25 protein-coding genes are annotated in these 26,078 nt (G+C 63.6%); 5 read left to right on the top strand and 20 right to left on the bottom strand.

From position 1 onward, the window contains the following. The gene (locus tag ACCO56_RS17925; protein WP_433642167.1) at positions 1-561 is read left to right on the top strand and encodes an SH3 domain-containing protein; all 561 of its coding nucleotides are present in this window, start codon (positions 1-3) and stop codon (positions 559-561) included. Between the two features lie 263 nt (positions 562-824). Here ACCO56_RS17925 and irrA read toward each other — a convergent pair whose 3' ends face one another. Continuing rightward, positions 825-1,253 (bottom strand): iron response transcriptional regulator IrrA, encoded by a 429-nt coding sequence (gene irrA / locus ACCO56_RS17930; RefSeq protein ID WP_433642169.1) that lies wholly within the window; start codon positions 1,251-1,253, stop codon positions 825-827. Positions 1,254-1,483: 230 nt separating this feature from the next. Here irrA and fabA point away from each other — a divergent pair, with 230 nt between their 5' ends. Genes fabA through fabI form a run of 3 tightly spaced genes read left to right on the top strand, consistent with a single transcriptional unit; the run spans position 1,484 to position 4,090 of the window. Next, positions 1,484-1,999: a 3-hydroxyacyl-[acyl-carrier-protein] dehydratase FabA gene (fabA, locus tag ACCO56_RS17935; RefSeq protein WP_433642171.1), complete on the top strand. Its 516-nt coding sequence runs from the start codon at positions 1,484-1,486 to the stop codon at positions 1,997-1,999. A 47-nt stretch (positions 2,000-2,046) separates the two neighbouring features. Further along, positions 2,047-3,267, top strand: coding sequence for a beta-ketoacyl-ACP synthase I (gene fabB / locus ACCO56_RS17940; RefSeq protein WP_433642173.1), 1,221 nt, complete (start codon positions 2,047-2,049; stop codon positions 3,265-3,267). 10 nt (positions 3,268-3,277) lie between these two features. Beyond that, positions 3,278-4,090, top strand: coding sequence for an enoyl-ACP reductase FabI (fabI, locus tag ACCO56_RS17945; RefSeq protein ID WP_433642175.1), 813 nt, complete (start codon positions 3,278-3,280; stop codon positions 4,088-4,090). Between the two features lie 165 nt (positions 4,091-4,255). On the opposite strand, the gene ACCO56_RS17950 is transcribed toward fabI, so the two are convergent. The 9 genes from ACCO56_RS17950 to rimP form a co-directional block, all read right to left on the bottom strand. Next, on the bottom strand, positions 4,256-5,272 hold the full coding sequence (locus tag ACCO56_RS17950) for a class I SAM-dependent methyltransferase (RefSeq protein WP_433642177.1): 1,017 nt from the start codon (positions 5,270-5,272) through the stop codon (positions 4,256-4,258). 79 nt (positions 5,273-5,351) lie between these two features. Then, on the bottom strand, positions 5,352-7,499 hold the full coding sequence (pnp, locus tag ACCO56_RS17955) for a polyribonucleotide nucleotidyltransferase (protein ID WP_433642178.1): 2,148 nt from the start codon (positions 7,497-7,499) through the stop codon (positions 5,352-5,354). A gap of 352 nt (positions 7,500-7,851) precedes the next feature. Continuing rightward, complete coding sequence (gene rpsO / locus ACCO56_RS17960; protein ID WP_433642179.1) at positions 7,852-8,121, bottom strand: 30S ribosomal protein S15; 270 nt, start codon at positions 8,119-8,121, stop codon at positions 7,852-7,854. A 226-nt stretch (positions 8,122-8,347) separates the two neighbouring features. Then, complete coding sequence (gene truB / locus ACCO56_RS17965) at positions 8,348-9,301, bottom strand: tRNA pseudouridine(55) synthase TruB (protein WP_433642180.1); 954 nt, start codon at positions 9,299-9,301, stop codon at positions 8,348-8,350. Beyond that, on the bottom strand, positions 9,301-9,711 hold the full coding sequence (rbfA, locus tag ACCO56_RS17970) for a 30S ribosome-binding factor RbfA (protein WP_433642182.1): 411 nt from the start codon (positions 9,709-9,711) through the stop codon (positions 9,301-9,303). Before rbfA ends, truB begins: the two co-directional genes overlap by 1 nt. Before the next feature lie 301 nt (positions 9,712-10,012). After that, entirely contained in the window at positions 10,013-12,568 is a 2,556-nt protein-coding gene (infB, locus tag ACCO56_RS17975) for a translation initiation factor IF-2 (RefSeq protein ID WP_433642184.1), read from the bottom strand. After that, on the bottom strand, positions 12,565-13,215 hold the full coding sequence (locus tag ACCO56_RS17980; protein WP_433642394.1) for an RNA-binding protein: 651 nt from the start codon (positions 13,213-13,215) through the stop codon (positions 12,565-12,567). Before ACCO56_RS17980 ends, infB begins: the two co-directional genes overlap by 4 nt. A gap of 38 nt (positions 13,216-13,253) precedes the next feature. After that, entirely contained in the window at positions 13,254-14,846 is a 1,593-nt protein-coding gene (gene nusA / locus ACCO56_RS17985; protein WP_433642186.1) for a transcription termination factor NusA, read from the bottom strand. 48 nt (positions 14,847-14,894) lie between these two features. Then, positions 14,895-15,533, bottom strand: coding sequence for a ribosome maturation factor RimP (rimP, locus tag ACCO56_RS17990; RefSeq protein ID WP_433642187.1), 639 nt, complete (start codon positions 15,531-15,533; stop codon positions 14,895-14,897). Between the two features lie 244 nt (positions 15,534-15,777). Here rimP and ACCO56_RS17995 point away from each other — a divergent pair, with 244 nt between their 5' ends. Next, entirely contained in the window at positions 15,778-15,942 is a 165-nt protein-coding gene (locus ACCO56_RS17995) for a hypothetical protein (RefSeq protein ID WP_433642188.1), read from the top strand. A 37-nt stretch (positions 15,943-15,979) separates the two neighbouring features. Here the strand turns inward: ACCO56_RS17995 and ACCO56_RS18000 are convergent, their stop codons facing one another. From ACCO56_RS18000 to ACCO56_RS18045, 10 genes are all read right to left on the bottom strand, one after another. Further along, the gene (locus ACCO56_RS18000; protein ID WP_433642190.1) at positions 15,980-17,497 is read right to left on the bottom strand and encodes a tripartite tricarboxylate transporter permease; all 1,518 of its coding nucleotides are present in this window, start codon (positions 17,495-17,497) and stop codon (positions 15,980-15,982) included. Beyond that, the gene (locus tag ACCO56_RS18005; RefSeq protein WP_433642191.1) at positions 17,497-18,027 is read right to left on the bottom strand and encodes a tripartite tricarboxylate transporter TctB family protein; all 531 of its coding nucleotides are present in this window, start codon (positions 18,025-18,027) and stop codon (positions 17,497-17,499) included. Before ACCO56_RS18005 ends, ACCO56_RS18000 begins: the two co-directional genes overlap by 1 nt. Next, positions 18,024-18,965 (bottom strand): Bug family tripartite tricarboxylate transporter substrate binding protein, encoded by a 942-nt coding sequence (locus ACCO56_RS18010; protein ID WP_433642192.1) that lies wholly within the window; start codon positions 18,963-18,965, stop codon positions 18,024-18,026. Before ACCO56_RS18010 ends, ACCO56_RS18005 begins: the two co-directional genes overlap by 4 nt. Before the next feature lie 67 nt (positions 18,966-19,032). Then, complete coding sequence (trmB, locus tag ACCO56_RS18015) at positions 19,033-19,731, bottom strand: tRNA (guanine(46)-N(7))-methyltransferase TrmB (protein WP_433642193.1); 699 nt, start codon at positions 19,729-19,731, stop codon at positions 19,033-19,035. A gap of 18 nt (positions 19,732-19,749) precedes the next feature. Beyond that, positions 19,750-21,027 (bottom strand): methionine adenosyltransferase, encoded by a 1,278-nt coding sequence (gene metK, locus ACCO56_RS18020; protein ID WP_433642194.1) that lies wholly within the window; start codon positions 21,025-21,027, stop codon positions 19,750-19,752. A 202-nt stretch (positions 21,028-21,229) separates the two neighbouring features. Then, positions 21,230-21,643 (bottom strand): helix-turn-helix domain-containing protein, encoded by a 414-nt coding sequence (locus tag ACCO56_RS18025; RefSeq protein WP_433642196.1) that lies wholly within the window; start codon positions 21,641-21,643, stop codon positions 21,230-21,232. 141 nt (positions 21,644-21,784) lie between these two features. Then, positions 21,785-23,377, bottom strand: a complete 1,593-nt coding sequence (gene lnt / locus ACCO56_RS18030) for an apolipoprotein N-acyltransferase (RefSeq protein WP_433642395.1) — start codon at positions 23,375-23,377, stop codon at positions 21,785-21,787. A 103-nt stretch (positions 23,378-23,480) separates the two neighbouring features. After that, entirely contained in the window at positions 23,481-24,533 is a 1,053-nt protein-coding gene (locus ACCO56_RS18035) for a hemolysin family protein (RefSeq protein WP_433642396.1), read from the bottom strand. 29 nt (positions 24,534-24,562) lie between these two features. After that, entirely contained in the window at positions 24,563-25,081 is a 519-nt protein-coding gene (gene ybeY, locus ACCO56_RS18040; RefSeq protein ID WP_433642197.1) for an rRNA maturation RNase YbeY, read from the bottom strand. 1 nt (position 25,082) lies between these two features. Then, complete coding sequence (locus ACCO56_RS18045) at positions 25,083-26,078, bottom strand: PhoH family protein (protein WP_433642397.1); 996 nt, start codon at positions 26,076-26,078, stop codon at positions 25,083-25,085.

Genomic DNA, 26,078 nt, shown 5'->3' on the forward strand with positions numbered 1-26,078 from the left:
GTGTCTGGTTCCGTGTCACTGCGCGTGGTTGCCGGCGCGATGCTGCTCGGCGCCGCGCTCATCTCCCCTGCCCTCGCCGCTCCCAGCGAACAGCCGGCACCCATTCAGAGCGTGGCCCGAGGTCCCAGTGGCCTGCCCCTGCCGCGATTCGTCAGCCTGAAATCCGGGAAGGTCAATTCGCGAATCGGGCCCGGCCTCAACTACGCCGTCGACTGGATGTATATGAAACCCGGCCTGCCGATGGAGATCATCCAGGAATACGACAATTGGCGCCGTGTACGCGATGCGGACGGCGCCGAGGGTTGGATCAACCAGTCGCTGCTTTCGGGCAAGCGAACCGGCATCGCCGCTCCATGGCAGCGCGGCAAAGATGCGCAGATCCCTCTTCTGGACAAGCCCGAGAAGGGCGCGCCGACGGTCGCGGTGATCGAACCGGGGGTGATCGGAACGATCAAGTCCTGCAATGGCAACTGGTGCGAGATGAGCTTCCAGGGGCACGTCGGCTGGCTTTCCCAGTCGCTCATCTGGGGCGCCTATCCCGGCGAAACGATCAAGGATTAGGTGCAGGATTCCTTAGAGACCGTTTGATACTCCGACGGACATCTGACGCGGTTTTTCTGCGCTGCCGATGCCCACGTACTTCATGTACGCTCCACCCCGGTTCTCGAAAACCACGCCATCTGCCCCGCCGGAGCGAATTCTCAGACGGCCTCCTAGTCCTTCCGGACTCGTTCAGGGTGAATGGTCAATTGTGAATGGCCGTGAGACATGCGGCCCAACATGGTCATAGCGTAGAGACACGCGTCTCTATTCACCATTACCGTTCACGACTTCTTCGGCCGCAGTCTCACCACGATATCGACATTGGCGATTTCCATTCCTTCCGGCGGCTCGGGCAGGTTGACCACGCGGACCGGACCTTCGGCGATGTCGAAGATCTTGTTTTCGCCTTCGATATAGAAGTGATGATGATCGGACGTGTTGGTGTCGAAGTAGGTCTTCGACCCTTCTACCGCCAGGATGCGGAGCAGGCCGGCCTCGGTGAACTGGTGAAGCGCGTTGTAGACCGTCGCCAGCGAAACGGGGACGCCCGCCGCGAGCGCCTCCTCGTGCAGTTCCTCTGCGGAGAGATGGCGGTCGCCTTTCGCGAACAGAAGATCGGCCAGCGCAATACGCTGCCTGGTCGGCCGAAGGCCGGCATCGCGCACGCGTTTTTCCACAGGCACCACTTCTTTTCCTTCGAACGGATACATCGATCCGATACACTTCCCAGGGTCGACATCGAAACGTCAAATCCGGAGCAGAATACTCCGTATTCCTGCTGACATATATTCGGTCGCGGGCGGGCGATCAAGCGTGGCACGTTGACCGTCGCTGTCAGGCGATATAAGCGCATGCGGCGGTTTCCCGTCTGAAACGGACTGTGATAGGGAACGAACCGACCAAAGGCTTTGCGCCGCCCACCAAGACGGGGAATGGATTCATGCCGGAACGGAAGAATGCCTTCGGCTACGAAGATTTGCTGGCATGCGGACGTGGGGAGTTGTTCGGCCCCGGCAACGCACAATTGCCGGCCCCGCCGATGCTGATGTTCGACAGGATCACGGACATCCAGGAAGAAGGCGGTGAATTCGGCAAGGGCTATATCCGCGCCGAACTCGACATCAAACCGGACCTCTGGTTCTTCGCCTGCCATTTCCTCGGCGATCCCGTCATGCCGGGCTGCCTCGGCCTCGACGCGCTTTGGCAGATGAGCGGTTTCTTTCTCGGCTGGCTCGGAGAGCCGGGCAAGGGCCGCGCGATCTCGACGGGCGAGGTCAAATTCACCGGCATGGTGACGCCATCCGTGCGCAAGGTCGTCTACGGCGTGGACTTCAAGCGTGTCATGCGTGGGCGGCTCGTCCTTTCTATCGGCGATGGCTGGCTGCAGGCCGATGGCGAAACCATATACAAGGCAAGCGATCTGAGGGTCGGCCTGTTCAAGCAGGCGGCAGCCTGAGGACCGCCGGAGCAGCCGGCGTGTATCGCAGAACCATGGAGTGCTAGATGAGACGGGTAGTAGTAACCGGCCTCGGTATCGTGTCTTCCATCGGCAGCAAAGCCGCCGAGGTTCAGGCCTCGTTGCGCGAGGCGAAATCCGGAATCAGCTTCTCCGAGGAATTCGCCGGCCATGGTTTCCGCTGCCAGGTCTGGGGCGCCCCCACGCTCGACCCGACCGAGATGGTGGACCGTCGGGCCATGCGCTTTCTGTCCAAGGGCGGCGCCTGGAACCATGTCGCCATGGACCAGGCAATCGCAGATGCCGCTCTGACCGAGGCGGAGATCAGCAACGAGCGCACCGGCATCGTCATGGGATCCGGCGGCCCTTCGACGCGTATCATCGTCGAGGCGGCCGACATCACCCGCGAGAAGGGCAGCCCCAAGCGCATCGGACCGTTCGCCGTCCCCAAGGCGATGTCGTCCACCGCCTCGGCGACGCTCGCCACCTGGTTCAAGATCCACGGCGTCAACTACTCGATCTCCTCCGCCTGCTCGACCTCTGCTCACTGCATCGGCAATGCCTACGAACTCATCCAGTGGGGCAAGCAGGACATGATCTTCGCCGGAGGCCATGAGGATCTCGACTGGACGATGTCGAACCTGTTCGATGCCATGGGCGCCATGTCGAGCAAGTACAACGACAGCGCCGCGACCGCCTCGCGGGCCTACGACCTCAATCGCGACGGCTTCGTCATCGCCGGAGGCGCGGGCGTACTGGTGCTTGAGGAACTCGAGCACGCCAAGGCGCGCGGTGCCAAGATCTACGCAGAGGTCGTCGGCTACGGAGCCACGTCCGACGGCTACGACATGGTCGCTCCCTCAGGCGAAGGCGCGGTGCGCTGCATGCGCCAGGCGCTTGCCACGGTTTCCGGCCCCGTCGACTACATCAACACGCACGGCACTTCGACGCCGGTCGGCGATTCCAGGGAGATGAATGCGATCCGGGAAGTGTTCGGGGACGAGCTGCCGAACATCACGTCGACCAAGTCCCTGACGGGTCATTCCCTGGGGGCTGCCGGCGTCCAGGAATCGATCTATTCCATCCTGATGATGCAGGGACGCTTCATCGGCGAGAGCGCCCATATCGAGACGCTCGATCCGGAATTCGAAGGCATGCCGATCGTGCGCAAGCGCATCGACAACGCCAAGATCGACACGGTCCTGTCCAACTCGTTCGGTTTCGGCGGGACCAACGCCACGCTGGTGTTCCAGCGTTACGACGCCTGAGGCCTCCCACATGGAAGCATTGATGAAGGGCAAGCGCGGCCTCGTCATGGGAGTCGCCAACGACCATTCGATCGCCTGGGGGATTGCGCAACGACTTGCCGAGCACGGCGCGACCATGGCCTTCACCTACCAGGGCGAGGCCTTCGGTCGGCGCGTGCGTCCGCTCGCGGAGAGGCTGGGCACCGCTTTGGTACTGCCTTGCGACGTCGAGGACAGCGCCTCGATCGACAGCGTTTTCGACCGTCTCGGCCAGGAATGGGGCGGCGTCGATTTCATCGTCCATGCCATCGGCTTCTCCGACAAGAATGAACTCAAGGGCCTCTACGCGGATACGACCCGCGAGAACTTCGTCCGGACGATGGTCATTTCCTGCTATTCGTTCACGGAAGTCGCGCGCAAGGCCGCCGCGCTGATGTCGCAGGGCGGATCGATGATCACCCTCACCTATGCCGGGTCGGTCCGCGTCATGCCCAATTATAATGTGATGGGCGTGGCCAAGGCAGGCCTCGAGGCCAGCGTGCGATATCTTGCACACGACTATGGTCCGCGCGGCATTCGCGTGAATGCCATCTCGGCAGGACCTGTGCGCACCCTCGCCGGTGCCGGCATTTCCGACGCCAGGCACATGTTCTCCTATCAGCAGCGCAATTCGCCGCTGCGCCGGACGGTAGGGATCGAAGAGATCGGCGGTTCGGCGCTCTATCTGCTATCCGACCTGTCTTCCGGTGTGACCGGCGAGATCCACTATGTCGATTCCGGCTATCACATCGTCTCCATGCCGACGCTCGAGGAACTGAAGAAGGCGGACGAAGCGCGCGACTGATCCCGTCTGCGCCGCCGGATCCTACAACGCGTCGCGTGAGAAATGATTCGATTCACGCGACGCGCTGTAGGATCTTGGTTGCACATGTCTTTTTCCCGAAACCGCCGCACACTTTCGGGAGACATGCCTTAGTCGACGTCGCGAGCAAGCCTCGTGAGACAGTCCTCACCGCCGGGCCGTCAGAACCTTGAAGCTCTCGTCCCGCGCCGATTCCTCGAAGCTTTCGAACTCGGCGCGAATGGTTTGCTCGTAAGGAAGCTGCCGGTTCGCAACCAGGAGCAGGCGCCCCCCTTTGCGGAGACTTTTGGCGGCGACGCCGATCAGCCGTTGTCCGATCCCCGGTTCCGCCGCCTTGCCTTGGTGGAAAGGCGGATTCATCACGATGGCGTCGTAACGTTCCGTTACCGGCTCGGACAGAAGATCGTGCCAAAAGAAACGGACCGGCAGCGTGCGCGCAGCCAGGTTGCGTCGGGCCGCCTCCACCGATTCGTAGTCAGCCTCGTAGAGATCGAGCTCCTTGAGGCCAGGAAACCGATCGGCAAGCTCGACCGCGAGGTAGCCCCAGCCGGCACAGAAATCGGCGACCCTGCCCCCGATATCTCCGGGCAGGCACCGCTGTAGAAGCCGCGAACCGGCGTCGATCCTGTCGTGCGAGAACATGCCCGGCGCGGCGAAGAAACGTCCGTCGACCAGATTTCCGAGATTGCCTTCGCGCAAGGCGGAGATCAGGCCATTCGAATCGGCCGGGCGCCGGAACCAGAAAGCCAGACCATGATATTTCGGCGACATGCCGTCGAGCTCGACCAAGCCGGCGACGCGCTTGCGCAGGCTGCCGATGCCCTCGTCCTTGCTTCCGGCGACAAGCACGATCCCACCCGCGGCCACACGCTCCAGCGCGTCGGCAATCTGCGCTTCGTTGCGACCGCGATGCCTGCCGGTAAGCACCAGAGCCATGTCGTAGGTTTCCTCGCCGGCGACCGGCGCCACCCGCTGGCCGGCAGCCTCCAGGGAGCGAAAGAAAGGTCGAAAGCCTTGCACCAGCGATAGCCTCGCGGTGAAGCCCTCCGGCAGGCGGAAGCCAGGCTCGGCGCCAAGGAAAAGTACTTTGGCACCGGCGTCCGGCGCCATCAATTCTGCGGTCTCGAATGGATGGAAGAGCGTCTTCTGCGCGTCTCGGCTCATGGTGTCGCCGCATCCTCCTCTCATGAAAACGGGCGCGGCTCGGCGCCGCGCCCGTTCATAATATCGGCGGTCGAAGAGATCAGGCGGCGCTTTCCTCGCCTTCTTCCTTCTTCTCCCTCACGATCTCCTTACCGGACTGCTGGTCGACGACCTTCATGGACAGGCGAACCTTGCCGCGCTCGTCGAAGCCCATCAGCTTCACATAGACCTTGTCGCCTTCCTTGACGACATCCGTCGTCTTCTGGACACGCTCATTGGCGAGCTGGGAGATGTGAACAAGGCCGTCACGCGGGCCGAAGAAGTTCACGAAGGCGCCGAAATCGGCCGTCTTGACCACCGTGCCCTCGTAGATCTCGCCGACTTCCGGCTCGGCCACGATGGTGTGGATCCACTTGCGGGCTGCCTCGATCTCGCGGGCGTTCGACGAAGCGATCTTCACCGTGCCGTCGTCCTCGATGTTGATCTTGGCGCCGGTCTTTTCCACGATCTCGCGGATCACCTTGCCGCCGGAACCGATCACGTCGCGGATCTTGTCGGTGGGGATGTGCATCACCTCGATGCGCGGAGCGAATTCGCCGAGTTCCTTGCGGCCTTCGCTGATGGCGTGAGCCATCTCGCCGAGGATATGCAGGCGGCCGTCCTTGGCCTGATCGAGGGCGACCTTCATGATCTCTTCGGTGATACCGTCGATCTTGATGTCCATCTGCAGCGAGGTGATGCCGTTGCCGGTTCCGGCCACCTTGAAGTCCATGTCGCCGAGGTGGTCTTCATCGCCGAGGATGTCCGACAGCACGGCGAAACGCTCGCCTTCCTTGATCAGGCCCATGGCGATGCCGGCAACCGGCCTGGCCAGCGGCACGCCGGCGTCCATCAGGGCAAGAGAGGTGCCGCAGACAGTCGCCATCGACGAAGATCCATTGGATTCGGTGATCTCGGAGACGGCGCGGATCGTGTAGGGGAACTGCTCCTGGGCCGGCAGCATCGGGTGGATGGCACGCCAGGCGAGCTTGCCGTGACCGATCTCGCGACGACCAGGCGAACCCATACGCCCAGTCTCGCCCACGGAGAAGGGCGGGAAGTTGTAATGGAGAAGGAAGGTCTCCTTGTACATGCCGGTCAGCGCGTCGACGAATTGCTCGTCCTCGCCCGTGCCGAGCGTCGCAACGACGATCGCCTGCGTCTCGCCGCGGGTGAACAGCGCAGACCCATGCGTGCGCGGCAGGAGGCCGACTTCAGCAACGATCGGACGCACTGTCTTCAGGTCACGGCCATCGATACGGGAGCCGGTGTCGAGGATGTTCCAGCGAACGATCTTCGCCTGCAACTCCTTGAACACGGTGGCAACCTGCTCGGCCGACCACTTCGGCGCTTCCTCGCCTTCCGCAGCGAAGGCCGCCTTGACTTTGGCCTTCGCCTCGTCGACGGCCGCGTAGCGCTCCTGCTTGACTGTGAGCTTGTAGGCTGCCCGCAGATCAGTCTCGACCATCGCCAGCATCTCGGCTTCGAGTTCGGCGAGGCTTTCAGGATTGTGCTCGCGCGGTTCCTTGGCGGCAGCCTCTGCCAGCTTGATGATGGCCTCGATGACCGGCTGGAAGCCGCGGTGGCCGAACATCACGGCGCCGAGCATGACATCCTCGGGCAGTTCCCGTGCCTCGGACTCCACCATCAGCACGGCCTCGCCGGTGCCGGCGACGACCAGATCCAGCTTGGATTCCGGCATCTCGTCGATATGGGGGTTGAGGATGTACTGGCCGCCGATATAGCCGACGCGGGCGCCACCGATCGGTCCCATGAACGGCACGCCTGAGAGGGTGAGCGCTGCGGAAGCGGCGACCATCGACACGATGTCCGGATTGTTCTCCAGGTCGTGCTGCATGACGGTGACGATCACCTGGGTGTCGTTCTTGTAGCCTTCCGCGAAGAGCGGGCGGATCGGCCGGTCGATCAAGCGCGACACCAGCGTCTCGTTTTCCGACGGACGACCCTCGCGCTTGAAGTAGCCACCGGGGATCTTGCCCGCGGCATAGGTCTTTTCCTGATAGTTGACGGTCAGCGGGAAGAAATCCTGGCCGGGCTTCGGCTCCTTGGCCGAAACGACGGTGGCAAGCACGACGGTTTCGCCGTAGGTGGCGAGCACCGCGCCGTCTGCCTGGCGCGCGATCTTGCCGGTCTCGAGGATGAGCGGACGGCCGCCCCATTCGATTTCGACCTTGTGTTGATTGAACATGTCCTGTCCTTCATATACGGGAAGGGCCGCGCGGATTCCCGTGCGGTTCCCCCTACCCAGACTTCGTTGGGCGCCATGCCCGAAGGCGGCGCCTGTTCTGGTGAAGCATCCCGGCACGACGTTGCCGCCTGGCCGCGCTGCTTCGGACAAGCCACGGGCAAGACAACGGGAGGTCCGGAGACGGCGTCGCGTGAACGCCCCGGGCTTCCTGCAATCCTGCCCCATGACCGGTCCCATGGGCGGTTCCGGAAGTTCCCCTGAAAATCCGGATCCGGTCGGGCCTGCGCAATCGTGTCGGGCCCAAATGCGCGACCGGCGGGCCTTTTCGAGGAAAGCCCGCCGGTCGGTTTTCTTAGCGACGCAGCCCGAGTTTCTCGATCAGCGTCTGGTAGCGTGCCTCGTCCTTCCGCTTGAGATAGTCGAGAAGGCTACGACGCTGGGAAACGAGCTTCAGCAAGCCGCGGCGGGAATGGTTGTCCTTCACGTGGCCTTTGAAGTGCTCGGTGAGGTTCTTGATGCGCTCGGAAAGAATGGCAACCTGAACTTCCGGCGAACCGGTGTCGCCCTTGGCGGTTGCGAATTCGGTCATCAGAGCCTGCTTACGTTCGGCAGTAATCGACATCGGATTCTTTCCCTTTCGATCTGGAGGAACAAGACGCCCACGGCCGGGATGTCGTCCAGCGGGGGCCAACGGACAAAGCGCTTCCAGCGCAATGTTGCGGCGCATATAGTGCAATTCCAGAGGAAAAGCCAGCGCTTTTACCCTCGAACTATCATCCTACAGCGCGTCGCAGGAAAAAGGATTCAGGTAATGCGCTGTAGGTTCTTGATTTGCGCATGTCTTTTTGTCAGCCCGCGAATACACGCCTGGGCTTGAACATGCCGGCTTCGATGGCGCCGATCGCCACCAGCTTGCCGCGCGCCATGGCGCAGGCCTCCTCGGCCTCGACCGGCGCATCGCGACCCCGGACGATCACCGGATTGCCGAGCCTGAGCCTGGCGGCGGCATCGTCCCCCACGGTGACCTGCGGGAGACAGTCGAGCGCGGCGCCCGTATCGATCACCAGCGCATCGATGGCATCGAAGGAGCGTAGCGTCTGCGTATCGTCCTCGGCCGGACGACCTTCGGCGGCAGCGGCCTCGAGCTCCGCGACAGTGACGAAGTCCTCTTCGGTGAAGGGTTCGACTTCGACGCGCCGCAACTGCGCAATATGACCATAGCAGCCCAGATCGCGCCCCATGTCGCGGGCCAGGGAACGAACATAGGTTCCCTTGCCGCATTCAACCTCGAAGCTGGTGGAATCGCGATCCATGGCGACGATGTCCAGTCGCCCGATCTCGACCTCGCGGGGCGGGATGTCCACGGCCTCGCCCTCCCGGGCGAGGTCATAGGCACGTTCGCCGCCGATCTTGATGGCGGAAAATTGCGGCGGCGTCTGCTGGATAATCCCGGTATATCTGGGCAGGAGTGCCCGGACATCGGCTTCCGAGGGGCGCTTGTCACAGGACCGAGAAACCGCACCTTCGAGGTCGTCGGTCGTGCGTTCCTCGCCCCAGGCGACCTTGAACCGATAGACCTTGGCCCCATCCATGACATAGGGCACGGTCTTCGTCGCCTCGCCGAGCGCAATCGGCAACATGCCGGAAGCAAGGGGATCGAGCGTACCGGCATGGCCCGCCTTCTCGGCCTGAAACAGCCATTTGACCTTCGAAACGGCTTCGGTCGAGCCCATGCCGATAGGCTTGTCGAGTACCACCCAGCCGGAAATCGGCCTGCCTTTCTTCTTGCCGCGGCGGGACACTATTCCTTCTCCTTGTCGTCTTCACCGTCGAGGTCGCGCGCCACTTCGGGCGAACGCAGAAGCTCATCGATCCGGGCGAAATTGTCGTAACTGGTGTCGAGCCGGAAGCGGAACTCCGGCATGTATTTCATCTGGCGCAGAGCCGGGGACACGCGCCCGCGGATGAAGCGCGCGTTGCGGTTCAAAGCCGCGACAATCGCCCCATCATCCTTTGCGCCGAGCGGCGAGATGAAGGCGGTGGCGATCTTGAGGTCCGGCGACATGCGGACTTCCGAGACGGAGATGACCGCGGTCTCGATGAGGTCGTCGCGAACTTCCCCTCGCCGCAGCAGATCCGAAAGCGCATGGCGCACCTGCTCGCCCACACGGAGTTGCCGCTGGGATACGCCTCCCTTGCTCACCGCCTTCATTGTCTTGGCCTCTTGTGTTCAACAGTCGTCGCGCATCCGTGGGGACACGCAAGCTGCCAACGGTATAGATTCTTGATAGCGGAGACTTCCGAGATGGATCCGGAGCTCGCCCCGCGTCCTAATGGAATGGCTGCCGCCCTATCTCATTATCGACCATCGAATTGGCCCGCATCCGGGCGCATGGCCAGGCGTCAAGGGCATTCTCTTCGCTGACGAGCCATACGCCGTGTAACGACCTGCGTCGCGACCCGAACCGAACGAAAGACGGGCAGCCGATGCACCATCGGCCGCCCGTCCACTGTTACAGCGTCCTGGTCACATGCTCCACGCGGAAGCACTCGATGATGTCGCCCTGGCGAATGTCTTCGTAGTTCTCGAACGCCATGCCGCATTCCTGGCCCGCGGGAACTTCCGCGACCTCGTCCTTGAAACGCTTGAGCGTCTTCAGCTTGCCTTCGTGGATGACCACGTTGTCGCGGATCAGGCGGACGCCCGCACCGCGCTCGACCTTGCCTTCCGTCACTCGGCAACCGGCAACCTTGCCGACCTTGGTGATCGAGAAGACCTCCAGGATTTCGGCGTTGCCAAGGAACGTCTCGCGGCGTTCCGGCGAAAGCAGGCCCGACATTGCCGCCTTCACGTCATCCACAAGGTTGTAGATGATGTTGTAGTAGCGGATCTCGATGCCGGCCTGTTCGGCCGCCTGGCGCGCCTGGGCATTGGCGCGGACGTTGAAGCCGATGATGGCGGCGTTCGACGTCTCGGCCAGCGACACATCGCTTTCGGTGATCCCGCCGGCGCCCGCGTGGACGATGCGCGCGCGAACCTCGTCCGTGCCGAGCTTGTCCAGCGCCGTCGTGATGGCCTCGATCGACCCCTGCACGTCGCCCTTGATGACAAGCGGGAACTCTTTCACCCCACTCGCCTGGAGCTGCGACATCATCTGCTCCAGCGAGCCGCGCTGGGTGGCGTGCTTGGCCACCGCCTTGTCGCGCGCCTTGCGCTGGCGGTACTCGGTGATCTCGCGGGCGCGCGCCTCATTGTTGACGACGGCGAAACGGTCACCGGCCATCGGCGTGCCCTGAAGACCGAGCACTTCCACCGGCATTGAAGGCGGCGCTTCGGCGAGGTGTTCGCCCCGGTCGTTGACCAAGGCGCGGACGCGACCCCATTCGTTACCGGCAACGATGATGTCGCCGGGCATGAGGGTACCCGTCTGGATCAGCACGGTCGCCACCGGGCCGCGCCCCTTGTCGAGCTTTGCCTCGATGACCACGCCTTCCGCCGTGCGGTCGGGATTGGCCTTCAGGTCGAGGATTTCAGCCTGAAGCAGAATCGCCTCGAGCAGCTTGTCGATGTTCGTGCCCTTCGTCGCCGAGACCTCGATCTCGAGGGTCTCGCCACCCATGGACTCCACGACCACCTCGTAGCGTAGCAACTCGGTGCGCACTTTCTGCGCATTTGCCGTCGGCTTGTCGATCTTGTTGATCGCCACGATGATCGGCACACCGGCCGCCTTGGCGTGGTTGATCGACTCGATCGTCTGCGGCATCACGCTGTCGTCGGCCGCGACCACGAGGATCGCAATGTCGGTCGACTGCGCGCCGCGCGCGCGCATCGCCGTGAAGGCGGCGTGGCCGGGCGTGTCGATGAAGGTGATCCTCTGACCGTTCTTCTCGACCTGGTAAGCGCCGATATGCTGGGTGATGCCGCCCGCTTCGCCCGACACGACGTTGGCATTGCGTATGGCGTCGAGCAGCGAGGTCTTGCCGTGGTCGACATGGCCCATGATGGTGACCACCGGCGGACGCGGCTTCAAGTCCTCCGGGCGGTCGGCGATATCGAACAGGCCTTCCTCGATGTCGGATTCGGCAACGCGGCGAACCGTGTGACCGAATTCCGAGGCGACCAGCTCCGCCGTATCGGCGTCGATGACGTCGCCGGGCTTCATGATCTGGCCCTGTTTCATAAAGAACTTGACCACGTCCACGGCGCGCTCCGACATACGGCCCGCAAGCTCCTGGATGGTGATGGTCTCTGGCAAGGTCACTTCACGCACGATCTTCTCCCGCGGCTCCTGGTGGAGCGCGCGCTTGAACTTCTCCTGGCGGCGGCGCATCGCCGAAAGCGAGCGTGACCGCGCATCCCCGTCCTCCGAGGACAGAGCGCTGTTGAGCGTCAGCTTGCCGCGGCGACGGTCGTCATCACCCTTGGTGCGGGTGGGACGCGCGACCTCCGGCGTGGCGACGCGACGGACCGGAGCGGCAGGACTGGAAGAAGGCGCCCGCTTCGGCTTCGCCTCATCGTCCTCCACGACCTCCGCGGCAGGAGGCACCCTGCGACGAGCCTCCTCCTCGGCACGTCGGCGCGATTCCGCTTCGGCCTTGAGCCTCGCTTCCTCCTCGGCCTGCCGGCGAGCGGATTCCTCACGCTCGCGACGGCGGCGCTCTTCCTCTTCCGCGCGGCGACGCGCGTCCTCGGCGGCACGCTGGCGCTCCTCGACCTCTCGGGCCTTGGAGTCCTCGAGCGCACGGCGGCGTGCCTCCATCTCGTTGGTCGAGAGATCGTTCAAGACCATGCCCGAACGCTCGACCGGCGCGGGGCGCGGCGCTTCGTTGACCGGCGGCGCGACCGTCACGGCAGGCTTCGGCTTCAGCGGCTGCACGACGGCAGGCTCCGGCCGGTCACCCGGCAGAGAGAACTTGCGCTTCTTGGTCTCGACGACGACCGCCTTGGTGCGGCCGTGCGAGAAGTTCTGGCGCACGGTACCCTGTTCCATGCCCGGGCGCTTCAGCGTCAAGGTCTTCTTCGTGTTGACGCTCAACGTCTTGTCATCACCCGATTTCGTATCGCTCATTCCGTGTCCTCTGCGGCGTTCTCGTCTTCGGCAACTGCCGCACGCATTGCCACTTCATCCGGGGAGCCGCCCCGGTAGCGGTCGAGCGCAGCCATGCGCTTCAAGGCCACCTTTCCCGCGTCTCCCGCGAGAACGGCAGCATGTATCACATTTGTACCCCCTAATGCCAAACCCAATTCGTGTTCCGAAAAAAGTTTGTATGCGGGGATCGCAGGGCCACCCAGATGGACAACCGCGCGCCGAGCCTGGGTGATCTTGCGAACGCCGTCCTCCGATGCCTCGTCGGCATGGATGACGGCGGCTGCCGCACCCGAGCGCACACTGGCCTCCACCTTTGCGGCACCAAGTGCCAGCGCGCCGGCTTTTCGGGCCAATCCCAGCGCACCGAGTGCGAACTTCGCCATCAGGGCGTCAACCATATCGGCAAGCTGGGGCGACGCCGTGACATCGGCCTTCAACGCCCTCGCGAAGAGCTTCCTCGCAACGGCAAGCTCGACATGCTTTCGGTCGGCCGTCACCCAGCATCCCCTGCCGGGCAGGTTGCGCTTCAGGTCCGGAACGACCGCGGAATCCGGACCTGCGACGAAGCGGATCAGCTCATCGGGCTCGGCGCTTTTGCGCCTGACAATGCAGGTGCGCTCGTTCATCTCGTCCAAGAGAGTCTCCGATCCGCCTCGCGCTCACGTCACGCACCGGCCGCTTCGGCAGCTTCTTCCGGCTCGGCGGTTTCCTCCTCGGAAATCCAGCCGGCCTTGAGGCGCGCGGCAACGACCATCTGCTCGGCATCGGCGCGGGTAACGCCATGATCGGCAAGCACGCCAGGATAGAGCTTGGTCTCTCCATCCTTGCGTTCCTTCCAGCCGACGAGATCGTCGACGGCGTAGCCGGCGAAGTCCTCGATCGACTTCACGCCGTCCTCGCCGAGCGCCACCATCATAGCGGTAGTGATCCCGGGAATCTCGCGAAGCTCGTCCATGACGCCGAGTTCCCTGCGCTTGGCGTCCTGCTCGGCCTCGATCCGCTCCAGATATTCCCGGGCGCGCGCCTGGATCTCGCTCGCCGTATCCTCGTCGAAGCCGTCGATCGACGAGATCTCGTCGGAATCGACATAGGCGACTTCCTCGACGCTGGTGAAGCCTTCGGAAGCGAGCACCTGGCCGACCATCTCGTCGACGTTGAGCGCTTCCATGAAAAGCGTCGAACGCTCGGCGAACTCCTTCTGGCGCCGCTCGCTCTCCTCCTGCTCGGTCAGGATGTCGATGTCCCAGCCGGTGAGCTGGGAGGCAAGACGGACATTCTGGCCGCGGCGGCCGATCGCGAGGGAAAGCTGATCGTCGGGAACCACCACTTCGATCCGCTCGGCATCCTCATCGAGCACGACCTTGGCGACTTCGGCCGGCTGCAGCGCATTGACGATGAAGGACGCGGCTTGCGGCGACCACGGGATGATGTCGATCTTCTCGCCCTGGAGCTCGCCGACGACGGCCTGCACCCTCGAACCGCGCATGCCGACGCAGGCGCCGACCGGATCAATCGAGGAATCGCGCGAGACCACCGCGATCTTGGCGCGGGAGCCAGGGTCACGGGCCACCGACTTGATTTCGATGATGCCGTCATAGATTTCCGGCACTTCCATGGTGAACAGCTTCGCCATGAACTGCGGATGGGTCCGCGACAGGAAAATCTGCGGGCCGCGCTGCTCGCGACGCACGTCGTAGACATAGGCGCGCACGCGGTCGCCATACTTGAAGTTCTCGCGGGGGATCAGCTCGTCACGCCGGATGATCGCCTCGCCCCGACCGAGATCGACGATCACATTGCCGTACTCGACCCGCTTGACCGTACCGTTGACGATCTCGCCGATACGGTCCTTGTACTCCTCGTACTGGCGGTCACGCTCGGCCTCACGCACCTTCTGGACGATGACCTGCTTCGCCGACTGCGCGGCGATACGGCCGAAATCCATGGGCGGGAGCTGTTCGGCAATGAAGTCGCCGAGCTGGGCGTCCGGATTGCGCAGCCGCGCATCCGCGAGCGAGATCTCCCGGGCGTATTCCTCGACATTGTCGACGACTTCCATCAGCCGCTGCAGCTTCATCTCGCCGGTGTTCGGATTGATGTCGGCGCGGATGTTGGTCTCTTGTCCATAGCGGGAGCGCGCGGCCTTCTGGATCGCATCGGCCATCGCGGCGATCACGATCTGCTTGTCGATCGCCTTCTCCCGCGCCACCGCGTCGGCGATCTGCAGAAGCTCCAGCCTGTTTGCACTGACTGCCATTTTGGTCTCCCTTGCAATTCCCGCGCCTTCACGGCCGCGGGTGCTGCGTCAATTATCCGTTTCGGTTTCGTCTTCGTCGGTTTCGTCTTCGGCGGGCTCGCCACGGCGTCTCTTGGCCTCCTGACGCGCTTTCTTGTCCTTCTTCAGCGCGTCCCGGATGAGATCGTCGGTAAGCACGAGCCTGGCTTCGGAGATAGCCTCAAACGGTATGCGCACCGTGGGCGCGTCACCGTAGCTGGCCTGATCCCGCTCGATCAGCACGCCTTCGTCGTCGGCCTCGGCAATCTTGCCGCGAAAACGCTTGCGATCGGCTACGAGGATCGACGTCTCCATCTTGACCAGATGGCCGAGCCATGTCGAAAAATCCGACTTGCGGACCAGCGGACGGTCGATGCCGGGCGACGAAACCTCGAGATGATACGCCTTCTCGATCGGATCTTCCACATCGAGCGCCGGCGAAAGCGCCCGGCTGACCTCTTCGCAGTCCTCCACGGTCATGGTGCCGTCTTCGCGCTCGGCCATGATCTGCAGCGTCAGACCGTTCTGGCCGAACAGGCGCACCCGCACCAGGCGATATCCCATTCCCTCGAGCACGGGCTCGACGATAAGCGCCACACGCGCATCGATACCGGTCTCGCGGATGATGCGGTCGTCGCTCGAATGTTCGTCCTTGACGGTTTCCGTCATGCTTTCTCCTGGAGAGCCGCCATGAAACAAAAAAGAGCGGGACCGGTCGGACCCACTCTTCGTCATAACGACCAAGAATTTATCAGGTAGATAGCCTATGGGCGCAGTCTTTTCAAGCCCAGCCCGCCCACAGAACGATATCCGCTACGCCTGCGCCTGCCGCATGGGAGCCCTGCGCCGGACACCCTGCCTGCCGAACGGGCGGAGGCATATGTATTGTGCAGCGCAGCAAAAGGAAAAGATCATGTCCAGTCCTCAAAGACGCCCCGCGGTCCTCGAAATCATGTCCGTCATCGGTGACGCGCTTGCGGTGGCGGCTGCCGTGCGGCAACGCCGGCAGCCAAAGGCGCACAACCTCATGGGCCTCGGGATCGACCCGGACCAATTCCGCCGGATCGGACGTTACTGAGCACTCGCGCTCGACATCGTCGTTCCGTTCCGTCCGATCAGTCCTCGTCGCCGCCGAGCTGCGCGAGCATCTTGCCCTTGCCGCGTGCCCTGAGCACGATCGGCAGCACGACGGCGGTAGCCGCAAGCAAAAGCAGCACGAGCGCGATCGGCGACGAGACAAGGATCGTCGGGTCGCCCTGGCTGATGGCCAGCGCCCGGCGCAGCTGCTGTTCGGCGAGCGGGCCGAGGATGAGGCCGACCACCACCGGCGCGATCGGATAACCGAAACGCCGCAGGAAATAGCCCATCAATCCGAAAGCCAGGAGCAGCCCGAGCTCGAAGGTCGATGGATTGGCTCCGATGGTGCCGAGCGTCGCGAAGACCAGAATGCCGGCATAGAGCCAGGGCTGGGGAATGGCGAGCAATCTCACCCATAGGCCGATCAGCGGCAGGTTCAGTACCAGCAGCATGAGATTGGCGACGAGCAGGCTGGCGATCAGTCCCCAGACGAGCTGCGGATTCGTGGCAAAGAGCAGGGGCCCCGGCTGCAAGCCGAATTGCTGAAAACCTGCGAGCATGATCGCCGCTGTCGCCGTGGTTGGCAGGCCGAGCGTGAGCAGGGGCACGAGCGTTCCGGCGGCCGAGGCGTTGTTGGCGGCTTCAGGCCCTGCGACGCCCTCGATCGCGCCTTTGCCGAATTCCTCCGGCTTTGTGGCGAGCTGCTTCTCCATGGAATAGGACAGAAACGTGCCGATCTCGGCGCCGCCGGCCGGCATGGCGCCGATCGGAAAGCCGACCGCCGTGCCGCGCAGCCACGGCTTCCAGGAGCGGCCCCAGTCCTCCCGGTTCATCCAGACGGAACCGCGTACCGGTTCGATCCTCTGCTCGGCCGCACCCTTGCGGGATGCGACGCTCAACGCCTCTCCGACCGCGAACAGGGCCACGGCAAGCGTCGTCACCTCGATCCCGTCGAGCAGGTCCGGAACGCCGAAACTAAGACGCGCCTGCCCGGTCTGCAGATCGATCCCGATCAGGCCGAGCGCCAGGCCAATGAACAGCGATGTCAGGCCGCGCAGGGTGGAATCGCCGAACGCCGCCGACACCGTCATGAAGGCCAGCACCATCAGTGCGAAATATTCGGCCGGACCGAAGGACAGCGCGAGCCTCACCACCCACGGCGCCATGAAGGCGAGACCGATCGTGGCGAGCAATCCGGCAACGAAGGAGCCGATCGCGGCGGTCGCCAGGGCCGGGCCCCCACGACCGCCGCGAGCCATCTTGTTGCCCTCCAGGGCCGTTACGATCGAAGCGCTTTCGCCAGGCGTATTGAGCAGGATCGAGGTCGTCGAGCCGCCATACATGCCGCCATAGTAGATGCCGGCGAACATGATGAGCGATCCTGCCGGATCGAGCTTGTAGGTGACGGGCAAGAGCAGGGCGACGGTCAGGGCCGGACCGATACCGGGCAGCACGCCGACGGCCGTGCCCAACGTTACTCCGATCAGGGCATAGAGGAGATTGACGGGCTGCGCAGCAACCGCGAGCCCCTGCCACAGCAGATCGAAGGTTCCCATCAGACCGAGCCCCGGAAAAGATCGGCGATCGCACCGACGATCCGAAGAAGAATTTGTTCGAAAGGCCCGGACGGCAAGGCGAGCGACAGGCCTTGCGCGAAAACGAGCCAGATCAAGCCGGCGAAGACTATGCCCAACGGTATCGCCGCCCAGAGCGGGCCGCGTCCGAAACCGCGCGCTGTCGCCGCGAAAAGAAGCCCCGTCGCGATCGAAAAACCGGCTATCTTCAGAAGCAGCATCTGCGCGGCGAGCCCGCCGACGATCCAGACCATCGGGCCCAGCTCCTGCCTCTCGCGTTCGGGAAACTCGCCCCTGAACGCGGCAACGGCAGTCCATACGGCGAGCCCGAAAAAGGCGGCTGCGATCACATAGGGGAAGGTCGTCGGACCAATGCGGGAGTAGCTTGCCGCGCCGCCCATTTTGGCCGTGCTCCATCCAATCACGATAGCGACGATCGCCAGCACCGCCGCGACGACCAGAGCCGCGCGATCTGGTCGCTGCCGCGGCCGGTGCTCGCCGCCTTCGCTCATTTCACCAGACCGATGTCCTTCAGGATGACCGACGTGGCGGCGATGTCCTTAGCGAGCTGTGCGCGGAACTCGTCCCCGGCGAGATAGGTGTCTGCCCATCCCTTGTCGGCGAGCGTTTTCTGCCAGGTGGCCGACTTAACCATCTTCTCGATGTCGGTATTGACCGCGGCCGTTTGCTCGGGGCTGAGGCCCGGAGCGGCGGCGACCATGCGCCAGTTCTGGATGGAGACATCGACGCCGCCCTCCTTGAAGGTCGGCGCATCGATGCCGGAGAGGCGCGCGTCGCTCGAAACGCCGAGAAGCCGCAGCGTGCCGGCCTCGATCTGGGAAGCGAACTCGCTGTAACCGGAGATACCTGCCGTGACCTGGCTGCCGAGGATCGCCGCCAGCGCTTCACCCCCGCCGGAATAGGCGATGTAGTTGATCTTGCTTGGGTCGACCCCCACCGCCTTAGCCACGAGGCCGGCGGTGATATGATCGGTACCGCCGGCCGAGCCGCCGGCCCAGGAGACCGAGCCGGGGTCCGCCTTCAGCTTGGCGACCAGGTCCGCCATCGTCGTAATGTCGGAGGAGGCGGGAACCACGATCGCCTCATATTCCCCCGTGAGGCGGGCGATGGGCGTAACCTGGTCGAGGGATACCGGCGAGTCGTTGGTGAGGATCGCCCCCACCATTACGTAACCGCCAACGATCAATTGCGAGGGATCGCCATTCGCCTGGTTGACGAACTGTGCGAGGCCGATCGTTCCGCCGGCGCCGGGAACGTTGGTGACCTGGACGCTCGAGGAGATCTTCTCGTCCTGGAGAGCCGTCTGCATCGAGCGCGCGGTCTGGTCCCATCCTCCACCGGGAGCGGCGGGCGCCATGATCTTGTAGTCGGCGGCCCAGGCCTGGCCGGCAAGAACTACCCCGGCGACTGCCAAAAGCAGTTTTCGCATGGTCGTACTCCTCCTCTAACAAGGCTCTTGCATTGGACATACGCTTTGAGCTGCCTGTCAACAGGCGCTATTTGCGGACGAAGGTCAGATAGGCCGGCGGCCGTCCTTCGCGGATGGCCTTGGCCTCGTAGCGTGTTCCGGGCCAGCCCTCATAAGGCTGATGCCAGTCGCCCGACCAGTGCGCCTGCCACGCGAACGCCTCGTGCGCGCGGCAATGCAGGAGAGTCCAGTTGATATAAGTGTCGATATCGGAGGCGAAGCGGAACAGGCCGCCGGGCTTCAGCACGCGGGCAAAGCGGTCGAGATTGACCCTGCCGACAAAACGGCGTTTCCAGTGGCGCTTCTTCGGCCATGGATCGGGATAGAGCAGATCGATTCCAGACAGGCTGCCATCCGGCAGCCAGTCCAACAGCTGGGTCGCATCGTCGTCATGGACGCGAATGTTGCCCATGGGCTCGTCTGCCAGCGCCAGCATCAGCTTCGCCATGCCGTTGACGAAAGGCTCGACGCCGATAAAGCCGGTCGAGGAGTGGCACCGCGCTTCGGAGAGCAGATGCTCTCCGCCACCAAAGCCGATCTCCAGGCGTACGGAATGGACGGCAGTCCCGAACATCGTCTCCAAGCGCGCCGGCGGCGGCGCGCTTAGTTCGATCTTGTAGCGGGGAAGCGAGCCCTCAAGCGCCGCAGCCTGCAGAGGGCGGAGGCCCTTGCCACGGCGGCGTCCAAAAAAAGCCTCCGTGGCGCGGCTGCGCCGTTCAGCGCTCATCGGACAGACAAGTCCCGATCAGGCGGCCACGGCTTCCTTGGCCACGGCATCCTTCAGCGTCTTGGCCAGGTCCGTCCGCTCCCACGCGAAGGACCCGTCGCGGCCAGGCTTGCGGCCGAAATGGCCGTAGGCGGTCGTCTTGGCGTAGATCGGCTTGTTGAGGTCGAGATGCCGGCGAATGCCGGAAGGCGAAAGGTCCATCACCTCGCGCAGCGCCGTCTCCAGCGTCGCTTCCTCGACCTTGCCGGTGCCATGCAGGTCGACATAGATCGACAGCGGCTGGGCGACGCCGATCGCGTAGGAGAGCTGGATCGTGCAACGATCGGCGAGCTTGGCGGCAACGACGTTTTTCGCGAGGTAGCGCGCGGCATAGGCGGCCGAGCGGTCGACCTTGGTGGTGTCCTTGCCCGAGAAGGCACCGCCGCCATGAGGAGCCGCGCCGCCATAGGTGTCGACGATGATCTTGCGGCCGGTCAGACCGGCATCGCCGTCAGGGCCGCCGATGACGAATTTGCCCGTCGGATTGATGTACCAAGCGCAATTGGGCGCGATCTTCAGATCGCCGAGAGCCTCACGGATGTAAGGCTCGACAACGCTGCGAACTTTCTTGGAATCCCAGCTCGGGTCCAGGTGCTGCGTCGAAAGCACTATCTGGGTTACCTCGGCAGGCTTGCCGCCGACATAACGCACGGTCACCTGGCTTTTGGCATCGGGTCCGAGCTTGGCCACCTCACCCTGGCCGGACCGGCGGGCGGCGGAAAGGAGCTCGAGTACCTTGTGGCTGTAGTAGATCGGCGCCGGCATGAGATCGGGCGTTTCCCGGCAGGCGTAGCCGAACATGATGCCCTGGTCTCCTGCGCCCTCGGCGTTGGCGTCCTGCGCCTTGTCGACACCCTGCGCGATATCCGCGGACTGGGCGTGGAGCAGAACGTCGATCTTGGTGTTCTTCCAGTGGAAGCCGTCCTGCTCGTAACCGATGTCGCGGATCGCACGGCGCGCAACCGAGCGGAACTTGGAGGGATTGATGACGGGATTGCCGTTCGCGTCATGGACGACATTGCCGTCCTTGTCCTTCTTGAGCAAGGTGTGCGGCACACGCACCTCACCGGCGATGACCACCCGGTTCGTCGTGGCGAGCGTCTCGCACGCGACGCGCACATCCCACGGGTTCATGCCTGTCTTCTTGGCTTCCCGGTAGACCAGATCGACGATCTCGTCGGAGATGCGGTCGCAGACCTTGTCAGGATGGCCTTCGGAAACGGATTCGCTGGTGAAAAGATAGTCTTGCCGTGACACGGGTGTCCCCTCTTGAAGAAAATCGGCGGAAGCGTCGATGGTGGCGCTGGAGCTGTACCCAATGCCAATCGATCCCGTCAAGACGGGTCCAGAAACTGAAACAGTATTTGGGGGCTGGCGAAACAAGAAACAACCACCCTTGCGGAAATCCGCAAGCCTTGCCGTTCCCGCAATGCCGGCCCGGATTCCGGACCGGAAGCAGCTATTCCTCGGCCTCTTGCGCCAAAGCTTTGACGAGGTCGATGATCTTGCGGCGGACCTTCGGCTCGGAGATGCGAGCAAAGGCGCGATTCAACTGAATGCCCTCGGCGCTGTTCAGGAAATCCACAACATAGGTCGTGGAATCCTCCGCCAGACCAGTTGCTTCGGCACCTTCACGTCCCGGCACATCCTCGAAGAAGAACGAGACCGGAACATTGAGGATGGAGGCAATCGCCTGCAACCTGCTCGCGCCTACCCGGTTTGTCCCCTTCTCGTACTTTTGTATCTGCTGGAATGTGATGCCCAGGTTTTCTCCAAGTTTTTCCTGGCTCATTCCCAGCATATTGCGCCGGAGGCGTATGCGGCCTCCAACATGCACGTCTATCGGGTTAGGCTTCTTCTTATTTTCTATCATTTTATCCTCGCCGTTTTCTTCGGCTTGTCTATGTTTAGCCCCCCTGCCCGCCGATCATCCAAATCCATGGCCCCAATATCACGGCAATCAGGTCGGCAAGACGTGGAGCGCATATAATATGAATTTCTAATATACGCTGTGTCAATCGACCCCCATCCTTTGGCGTAGTTTCAACCCACAGGCAATGGTCGCCAGCAGAGCCATGATAACGAGACCGTTCGTCGTCGGGTTCCCCCAGGGCATCGGTCGCGGCGGGCCGATCATCACGGAAATATCGATTACGTCACGAACATTGATGGCGAGCGCATCGATGACGCGGCCTTTTCCGTCGATAACGCCGGATATCCCCGTATTGGCCGCCCGGACGAGAGTTCGGCCGGTCTCGACGGCCCGGATCTGCGCCTGGCGGAAATGCTGATAGGGGCCCGGCGTATCCCCGAACCAGCCGTCATTGGTGACATTGATGACGAGGTCGGCACCCGCCACCCCCTCCGACACGAGATCGGGAAAGATGATCTCGTAGCAGATGAAGGGCGCTGCCCCAAGGCCGCCCGGCAGGGCGACCGCATGCCGCTCGGTGCCGGCCGAGAAGCTCAAAGGCATCGGCACTATGCGGTCGACGCCCAGCCTCTGGAAAAGCCCTTCGAAGGGCAAGTACTCGCCACCGGGGACGAGGTGTATCTTGTCGACGGCGTCGACGATCTCGCCGACGTCGTTGATCGCAACGACCGAGTTGTAATAACGCGTCGCCTGATCGGCTCCTGCCTTCCCCTCGGCGCGCACGGCGCCGGCGATCAGCATCTGGCCCTCGCCGAGGAGTTGCCCCAGGGCAGTCAAAGCGTCGGGCCGCTCGGTGAAGAGGAAAGGAACCGACGTCTCCGGCCAGAGGATGAGCTGCGGCGGCTCGGCGCCCTCCTGTGGCGGCGCCGCGGAGAGCCTCAGCAACGTCCGGAAAACGTCGTCGCGCGCCGTGCCGTCGAGCTTCGTCGCCTGGTCGATGGAAGGTTGAACGATCCGCACGGTCAGCGTGCGCGCGTCGCTGTCGCCGGCCGGCGCGAGCCGGTGGAACCCGAAGCCGAGATGGGCAAGGACGAGGACGGCCGCGAGCGCGCCGCCGATGCGCCGATGCCGCCGCCCGGCGAGCAGCGCAGGCATGGCAAAGACGAAGACCGAAAGCGAGTTCATGCCCGGCGCGCCGACCACCGCCACCGACTGCATCAGGAGCGGCACGGGCATGGCCGCGTAGCCGATCGGGTTCCACGGGAACCCGGTGAATACGAAGCTGCGCAGCCATTCCGCGAGACCGAAGGCGGCGGCCAGGGCCGCGATCCGCCCGATGTCGTCGGTCCAGAAAGCGCGGGCCAGGGCCGTCGCCAAACCGTAGAACACCGACATGATCGCCGGCAGCACCAGGACGGCGATGGGGAGCGCCCAGGCGAAACTATCCGCCTCGACCAGCATCGCCATGCCGACCCACCACAGGCCAAAGACGAAATAGCCGAAGCCGAACCACCAGCCGATCGAGAAGGCAGGCACCAACCGGGCCAGGGCACGGGCGGAGGGCTCGGCCGTCGCCCCGTCCAGGAGCCAGACCAGAACGGGGAAGGAAACGAAGCAGGCAGCGAAGAAATCGTAGGGCGCCACCGAAAGAACGGCAAAGCCTCCCGCCGCAAAGGCGACGAGGGCACGCCGCCATCCGGAAAGCAGGACGAGCCTGCCGGCGAGGCGCTCCAGCCGGCTGTCAGGGTGGCCATCGATATTCGAAACGAGAATCACGGTCGCAAGCTACCGGCACATGGCGCGCGATCTAACGCGCGGCGGGATTGCGACAGGCCCGTCACCCTTCGCTGGCCGCCGGCTGCGCGGCGCGCCGCCGCCGCTCCGCCTTCTGGTCGCTGACGATGCGGACCCTCTTCACGCGCCGCGGGTCGGCGTCGAGGACATGGAACTCGAAACCGGGGATTGCGTGCACGACCTCGCCGCGGGCCGGCACGCGGCCCAACGTGTTGAAGATCATGCCGCCGATCGTATCCACGGTTTCGCCATGCTCGCCGGGCTTGAAAGTATCGCCGATCATCTTGGCGACGTCTTCGATCTCGGCCTTGCCGTCGACGATGAACACGCCGTCGCCGGACTGGGTGATCAGCGGTTCGTCCTCGTCATGCTCATCCTCGATGTCGCCGACGACCATCTCCACGATGTCCTCAAGCGAGGCCAGGCCGTCGGTGCCGCCATATTCGTCGATGACCAATGCCATCTGGATACGCGCTGCCTGCATTCGGGCCATGAGGTCGGAAGCGAGCATGGAGGGTGGCACGAACAGCACCGTGCGGATGAGATTGAGCTCGCCGATCGTCTTGGTGAGATCGACATTGCCAAGATCGAGCGCACGGACGGCATCGGCCTTCCGGCTCGTGCGCCCCTTCTTCGCTCGCGCCTGCTTGGTGATATGGGCCAGCACGTCACGTATGTGGATCATTCCACGCGGATCGTCGAGGGTTTCGGCGTAAACCGGCATGCGCGAATGGCCGGATTGCTCGAAGAGGTTCAGGAGTTCACCCAACGTGGTGGATAGCTCCACCGCCTCTACATCGGCGCGCGGGATCATAACGTCCTCCACCCGCACCTCCCGCAGGCGCAGGATGTTGTTGAGCATTGCCCGTTCGCCGGCGGAGAAATCCGCCTCGTCGGAGGTGTTTTCGGCAAGGGCGTCGGCCAGATCCTCGCGCAGGTTCGAACCGTTCCTATGGCGGAAGAAGCCGGTGAGGCGTTCGAGCAGCGACGGCCGATCGGCCTGCTGCCCGACGGTACTCGGGCCCTCTTCCTTCTGGCTCGACCCCTTGGTCTCGCCCGTCTCAGGGCCCGCGGCGGTCTTCAGGTTCTCGTTCATCATCTTCCGGCTTGATCAGCCTTTTCCTGTTAAGCATACGGATCGGGAATGGCAAGCCTCGCCAGAACCCGTCGTTCCATCGCCTCCATGACCTCCGCTTCTTCATCGGTCTCGTGGTCGTAGCCGAGAAGATGCAGGAAACCGTGGACGACAAGATGGATGAGATGGTGTTCGAACGGCTTCTTTTCGAGAGAAGATTCGCGCGAAATCGTCTCGATCGCAAGCACGATGTCGCCCAGCATGGGCGGAAGCGGATCTCCCGCCGCGATGGCGAAAGCCGGGAACGACAAGACGTTGGTGGGCTTGTCCTTACCGCGCCAGCCGGCATTCAATTCCTTGATGCCGGCATCGTTGGAGAACACCAGGCTGAGCTCGCTCGGCACCTCGCCATGGGTGCCGAGTTCCGCGAGCGCAGCATCGACGGTCCTGCGTGCGATCGCCTCGAGTTCGTCCGGCGGCAGCCAGCCCTCGGCTTCGACCAGAAGATCGATCTCCACCCGCGGGGCGCTGCGCGCGACACCCGCACCGGAATTGCTATTCCCGGCCATGTCAGTTGTCTGTGGCTCCCAGGCCGCGCGCCATCTTCGCGTCACGGTCATAGGCCGCAACGATCTCGGCCACGAGCGGGTGACGCACCACATCCTTCTCATTGAAGCGAACGGTGACGATGCCCGGCACTGCGTCGAGAATCCGCAGCGCCTCGACGAGACCGGACTTGGTGTTGGGCGGCAGGTCGATCTGCGTGGGATCGCCGGTGACGATCATACGGGAATTCTCGCCGAGGCGGGTCAGGAACATCTTCATCTGCATCGGCGTGGTGTTCTGCGCTTCGTCAAGAATGACGGCGGCATGAGCGAGGGTGCGCCCGCGCATGAAGGCAAGCGGCGCGATCTCGATGACGCCCGCGGTGATCGCGCGCTCCACCTTGTCGCCCGGCATCATGTCGTAGAGGGCGTCATAGAGCGGGCGCAGGTAGGGATCGACCTTCTCCTTCATGTCGCCAGGCAGGAACCCCAGACGTTCGCCCGCCTCGACCGCCGGACGCGACAGGATGATGCGCTCGACGAGACCGCGCTCCAGGAGCATGGCCGCATGCGCCACCGCGAGGTAGGTCTTGCCGGTGCCGGCCGGTCCGATGCCGAAAACCATCTCGGATCGCTCCAGCGCTCGCATGTAGGCGTCCTGATTGAGCGAGCGCGCATAGATCGTCTTTTTACGCGTCGCGATTTGCGCGGCCGCCATCTTGCCCTTGCGCTCCAGCGTCGGCAGCGTCAGTTGATCGTCGGCGGCGATGGCCATGCGCACCGCCCCGTCGACGTCCGATTGCGCGAGATCCGTGCCCTTCTGAAGGATGCCATAGAGATGGTCGAGCGCGCGACGCGCCTGCTCGGCTGCCGTCGGACTGCCCTTGATCGTGAGCTGATTGCCGCGCGAGCGGATGTCGACGCCGAGCTTCTGCTCCAGCCGAGCGAGATTCTCGTCGAACGGGCCGTAGAGGGCGCTTGCGAGCTTGTTGTTGTCGAAGGTCAGAACGATGTGCGCCAT

The sequence above is a fragment of the Mesorhizobium sp. 1B3 genome, assembly GCF_050958605.1.
Lineage (GTDB): Bacteria > Pseudomonadota > Alphaproteobacteria > Rhizobiales > Rhizobiaceae.

Bases quoted from the DNA above. Each gene is read 5' to 3' on its own strand.
- irrA (WP_433642169.1), bottom strand. From the start codon at position 1,253: ATGTATCCGTTCGAAGGAAAAGAAGTGGTGCCTGTGGAAAAACGCGTG.
- fabA (WP_433642171.1), top strand. From the start codon at position 1,484: ATGCCGGAACGGAAGAATGCCTTCGGCTACGAAGATTTGCTGGCATGC.
- fabB (WP_433642173.1), top strand. From the start codon at position 2,047: ATGAGACGGGTAGTAGTAACCGGCCTCGGTATCGTGTCTTCCATCGGC.
- fabI (WP_433642175.1), top strand. From the start codon at position 3,278: ATGGAAGCATTGATGAAGGGCAAGCGCGGCCTCGTCATGGGAGTCGCC.
- ACCO56_RS17950 (WP_433642177.1), bottom strand. From the start codon at position 5,272: ATGAGCCGAGACGCGCAGAAGACGCTCTTCCATCCATTCGAGACCGCA.
- pnp (WP_433642178.1), bottom strand. From the start codon at position 7,499: ATGTTCAATCAACACAAGGTCGAAATCGAATGGGGCGGCCGTCCGCTC.
- rpsO (WP_433642179.1), bottom strand. From the start codon at position 8,121: ATGTCGATTACTGCCGAACGTAAGCAGGCTCTGATGACCGAATTCGCA.
- rbfA (WP_433642182.1), bottom strand. From the start codon at position 9,711: ATGAAGGCGGTGAGCAAGGGAGGCGTATCCCAGCGGCAACTCCGTGTG.
- infB (WP_433642184.1), bottom strand. From the start codon at position 12,568: ATGAGCGATACGAAATCGGGTGATGACAAGACGTTGAGCGTCAACACG.
- ACCO56_RS17980 (WP_433642394.1), bottom strand. From the start codon at position 13,215: ATGAACGAGCGCACCTGCATTGTCAGGCGCAAAAGCGCCGAGCCCGAT.
- nusA (WP_433642186.1), bottom strand. From the start codon at position 14,846: ATGGCAGTCAGTGCAAACAGGCTGGAGCTTCTGCAGATCGCCGACGCG.
- rimP (WP_433642187.1), bottom strand. From the start codon at position 15,533: ATGACGGAAACCGTCAAGGACGAACATTCGAGCGACGACCGCATCATC.
- ACCO56_RS17995 (WP_433642188.1), top strand. From the start codon at position 15,778: ATGTCCAGTCCTCAAAGACGCCCCGCGGTCCTCGAAATCATGTCCGTC.
- ACCO56_RS18000 (WP_433642190.1), bottom strand. From the start codon at position 17,497: ATGGGAACCTTCGATCTGCTGTGGCAGGGGCTCGCGGTTGCTGCGCAG.
- ACCO56_RS18005 (WP_433642191.1), bottom strand. From the start codon at position 18,027: ATGAGCGAAGGCGGCGAGCACCGGCCGCGGCAGCGACCAGATCGCGCG.
- ACCO56_RS18010 (WP_433642192.1), bottom strand. From the start codon at position 18,965: ATGCGAAAACTGCTTTTGGCAGTCGCCGGGGTAGTTCTTGCCGGCCAG.
- trmB (WP_433642193.1), bottom strand. From the start codon at position 19,731: ATGAGCGCTGAACGGCGCAGCCGCGCCACGGAGGCTTTTTTTGGACGC.
- ACCO56_RS18025 (WP_433642196.1), bottom strand. From the start codon at position 21,643: ATGATAGAAAATAAGAAGAAGCCTAACCCGATAGACGTGCATGTTGGA.
- ACCO56_RS18035 (WP_433642396.1), bottom strand. From the start codon at position 24,533: ATGAACGAGAACCTGAAGACCGCCGCGGGCCCTGAGACGGGCGAGACC.
- ybeY (WP_433642197.1), bottom strand. From the start codon at position 25,081: ATGGCCGGGAATAGCAATTCCGGTGCGGGTGTCGCGCGCAGCGCCCCG.
- ACCO56_RS18045 (WP_433642397.1), bottom strand. From the start codon at position 26,078: ATGGCGCACATCGTTCTGACCTTCGACAACAACAAGCTCGCAAGCGCC.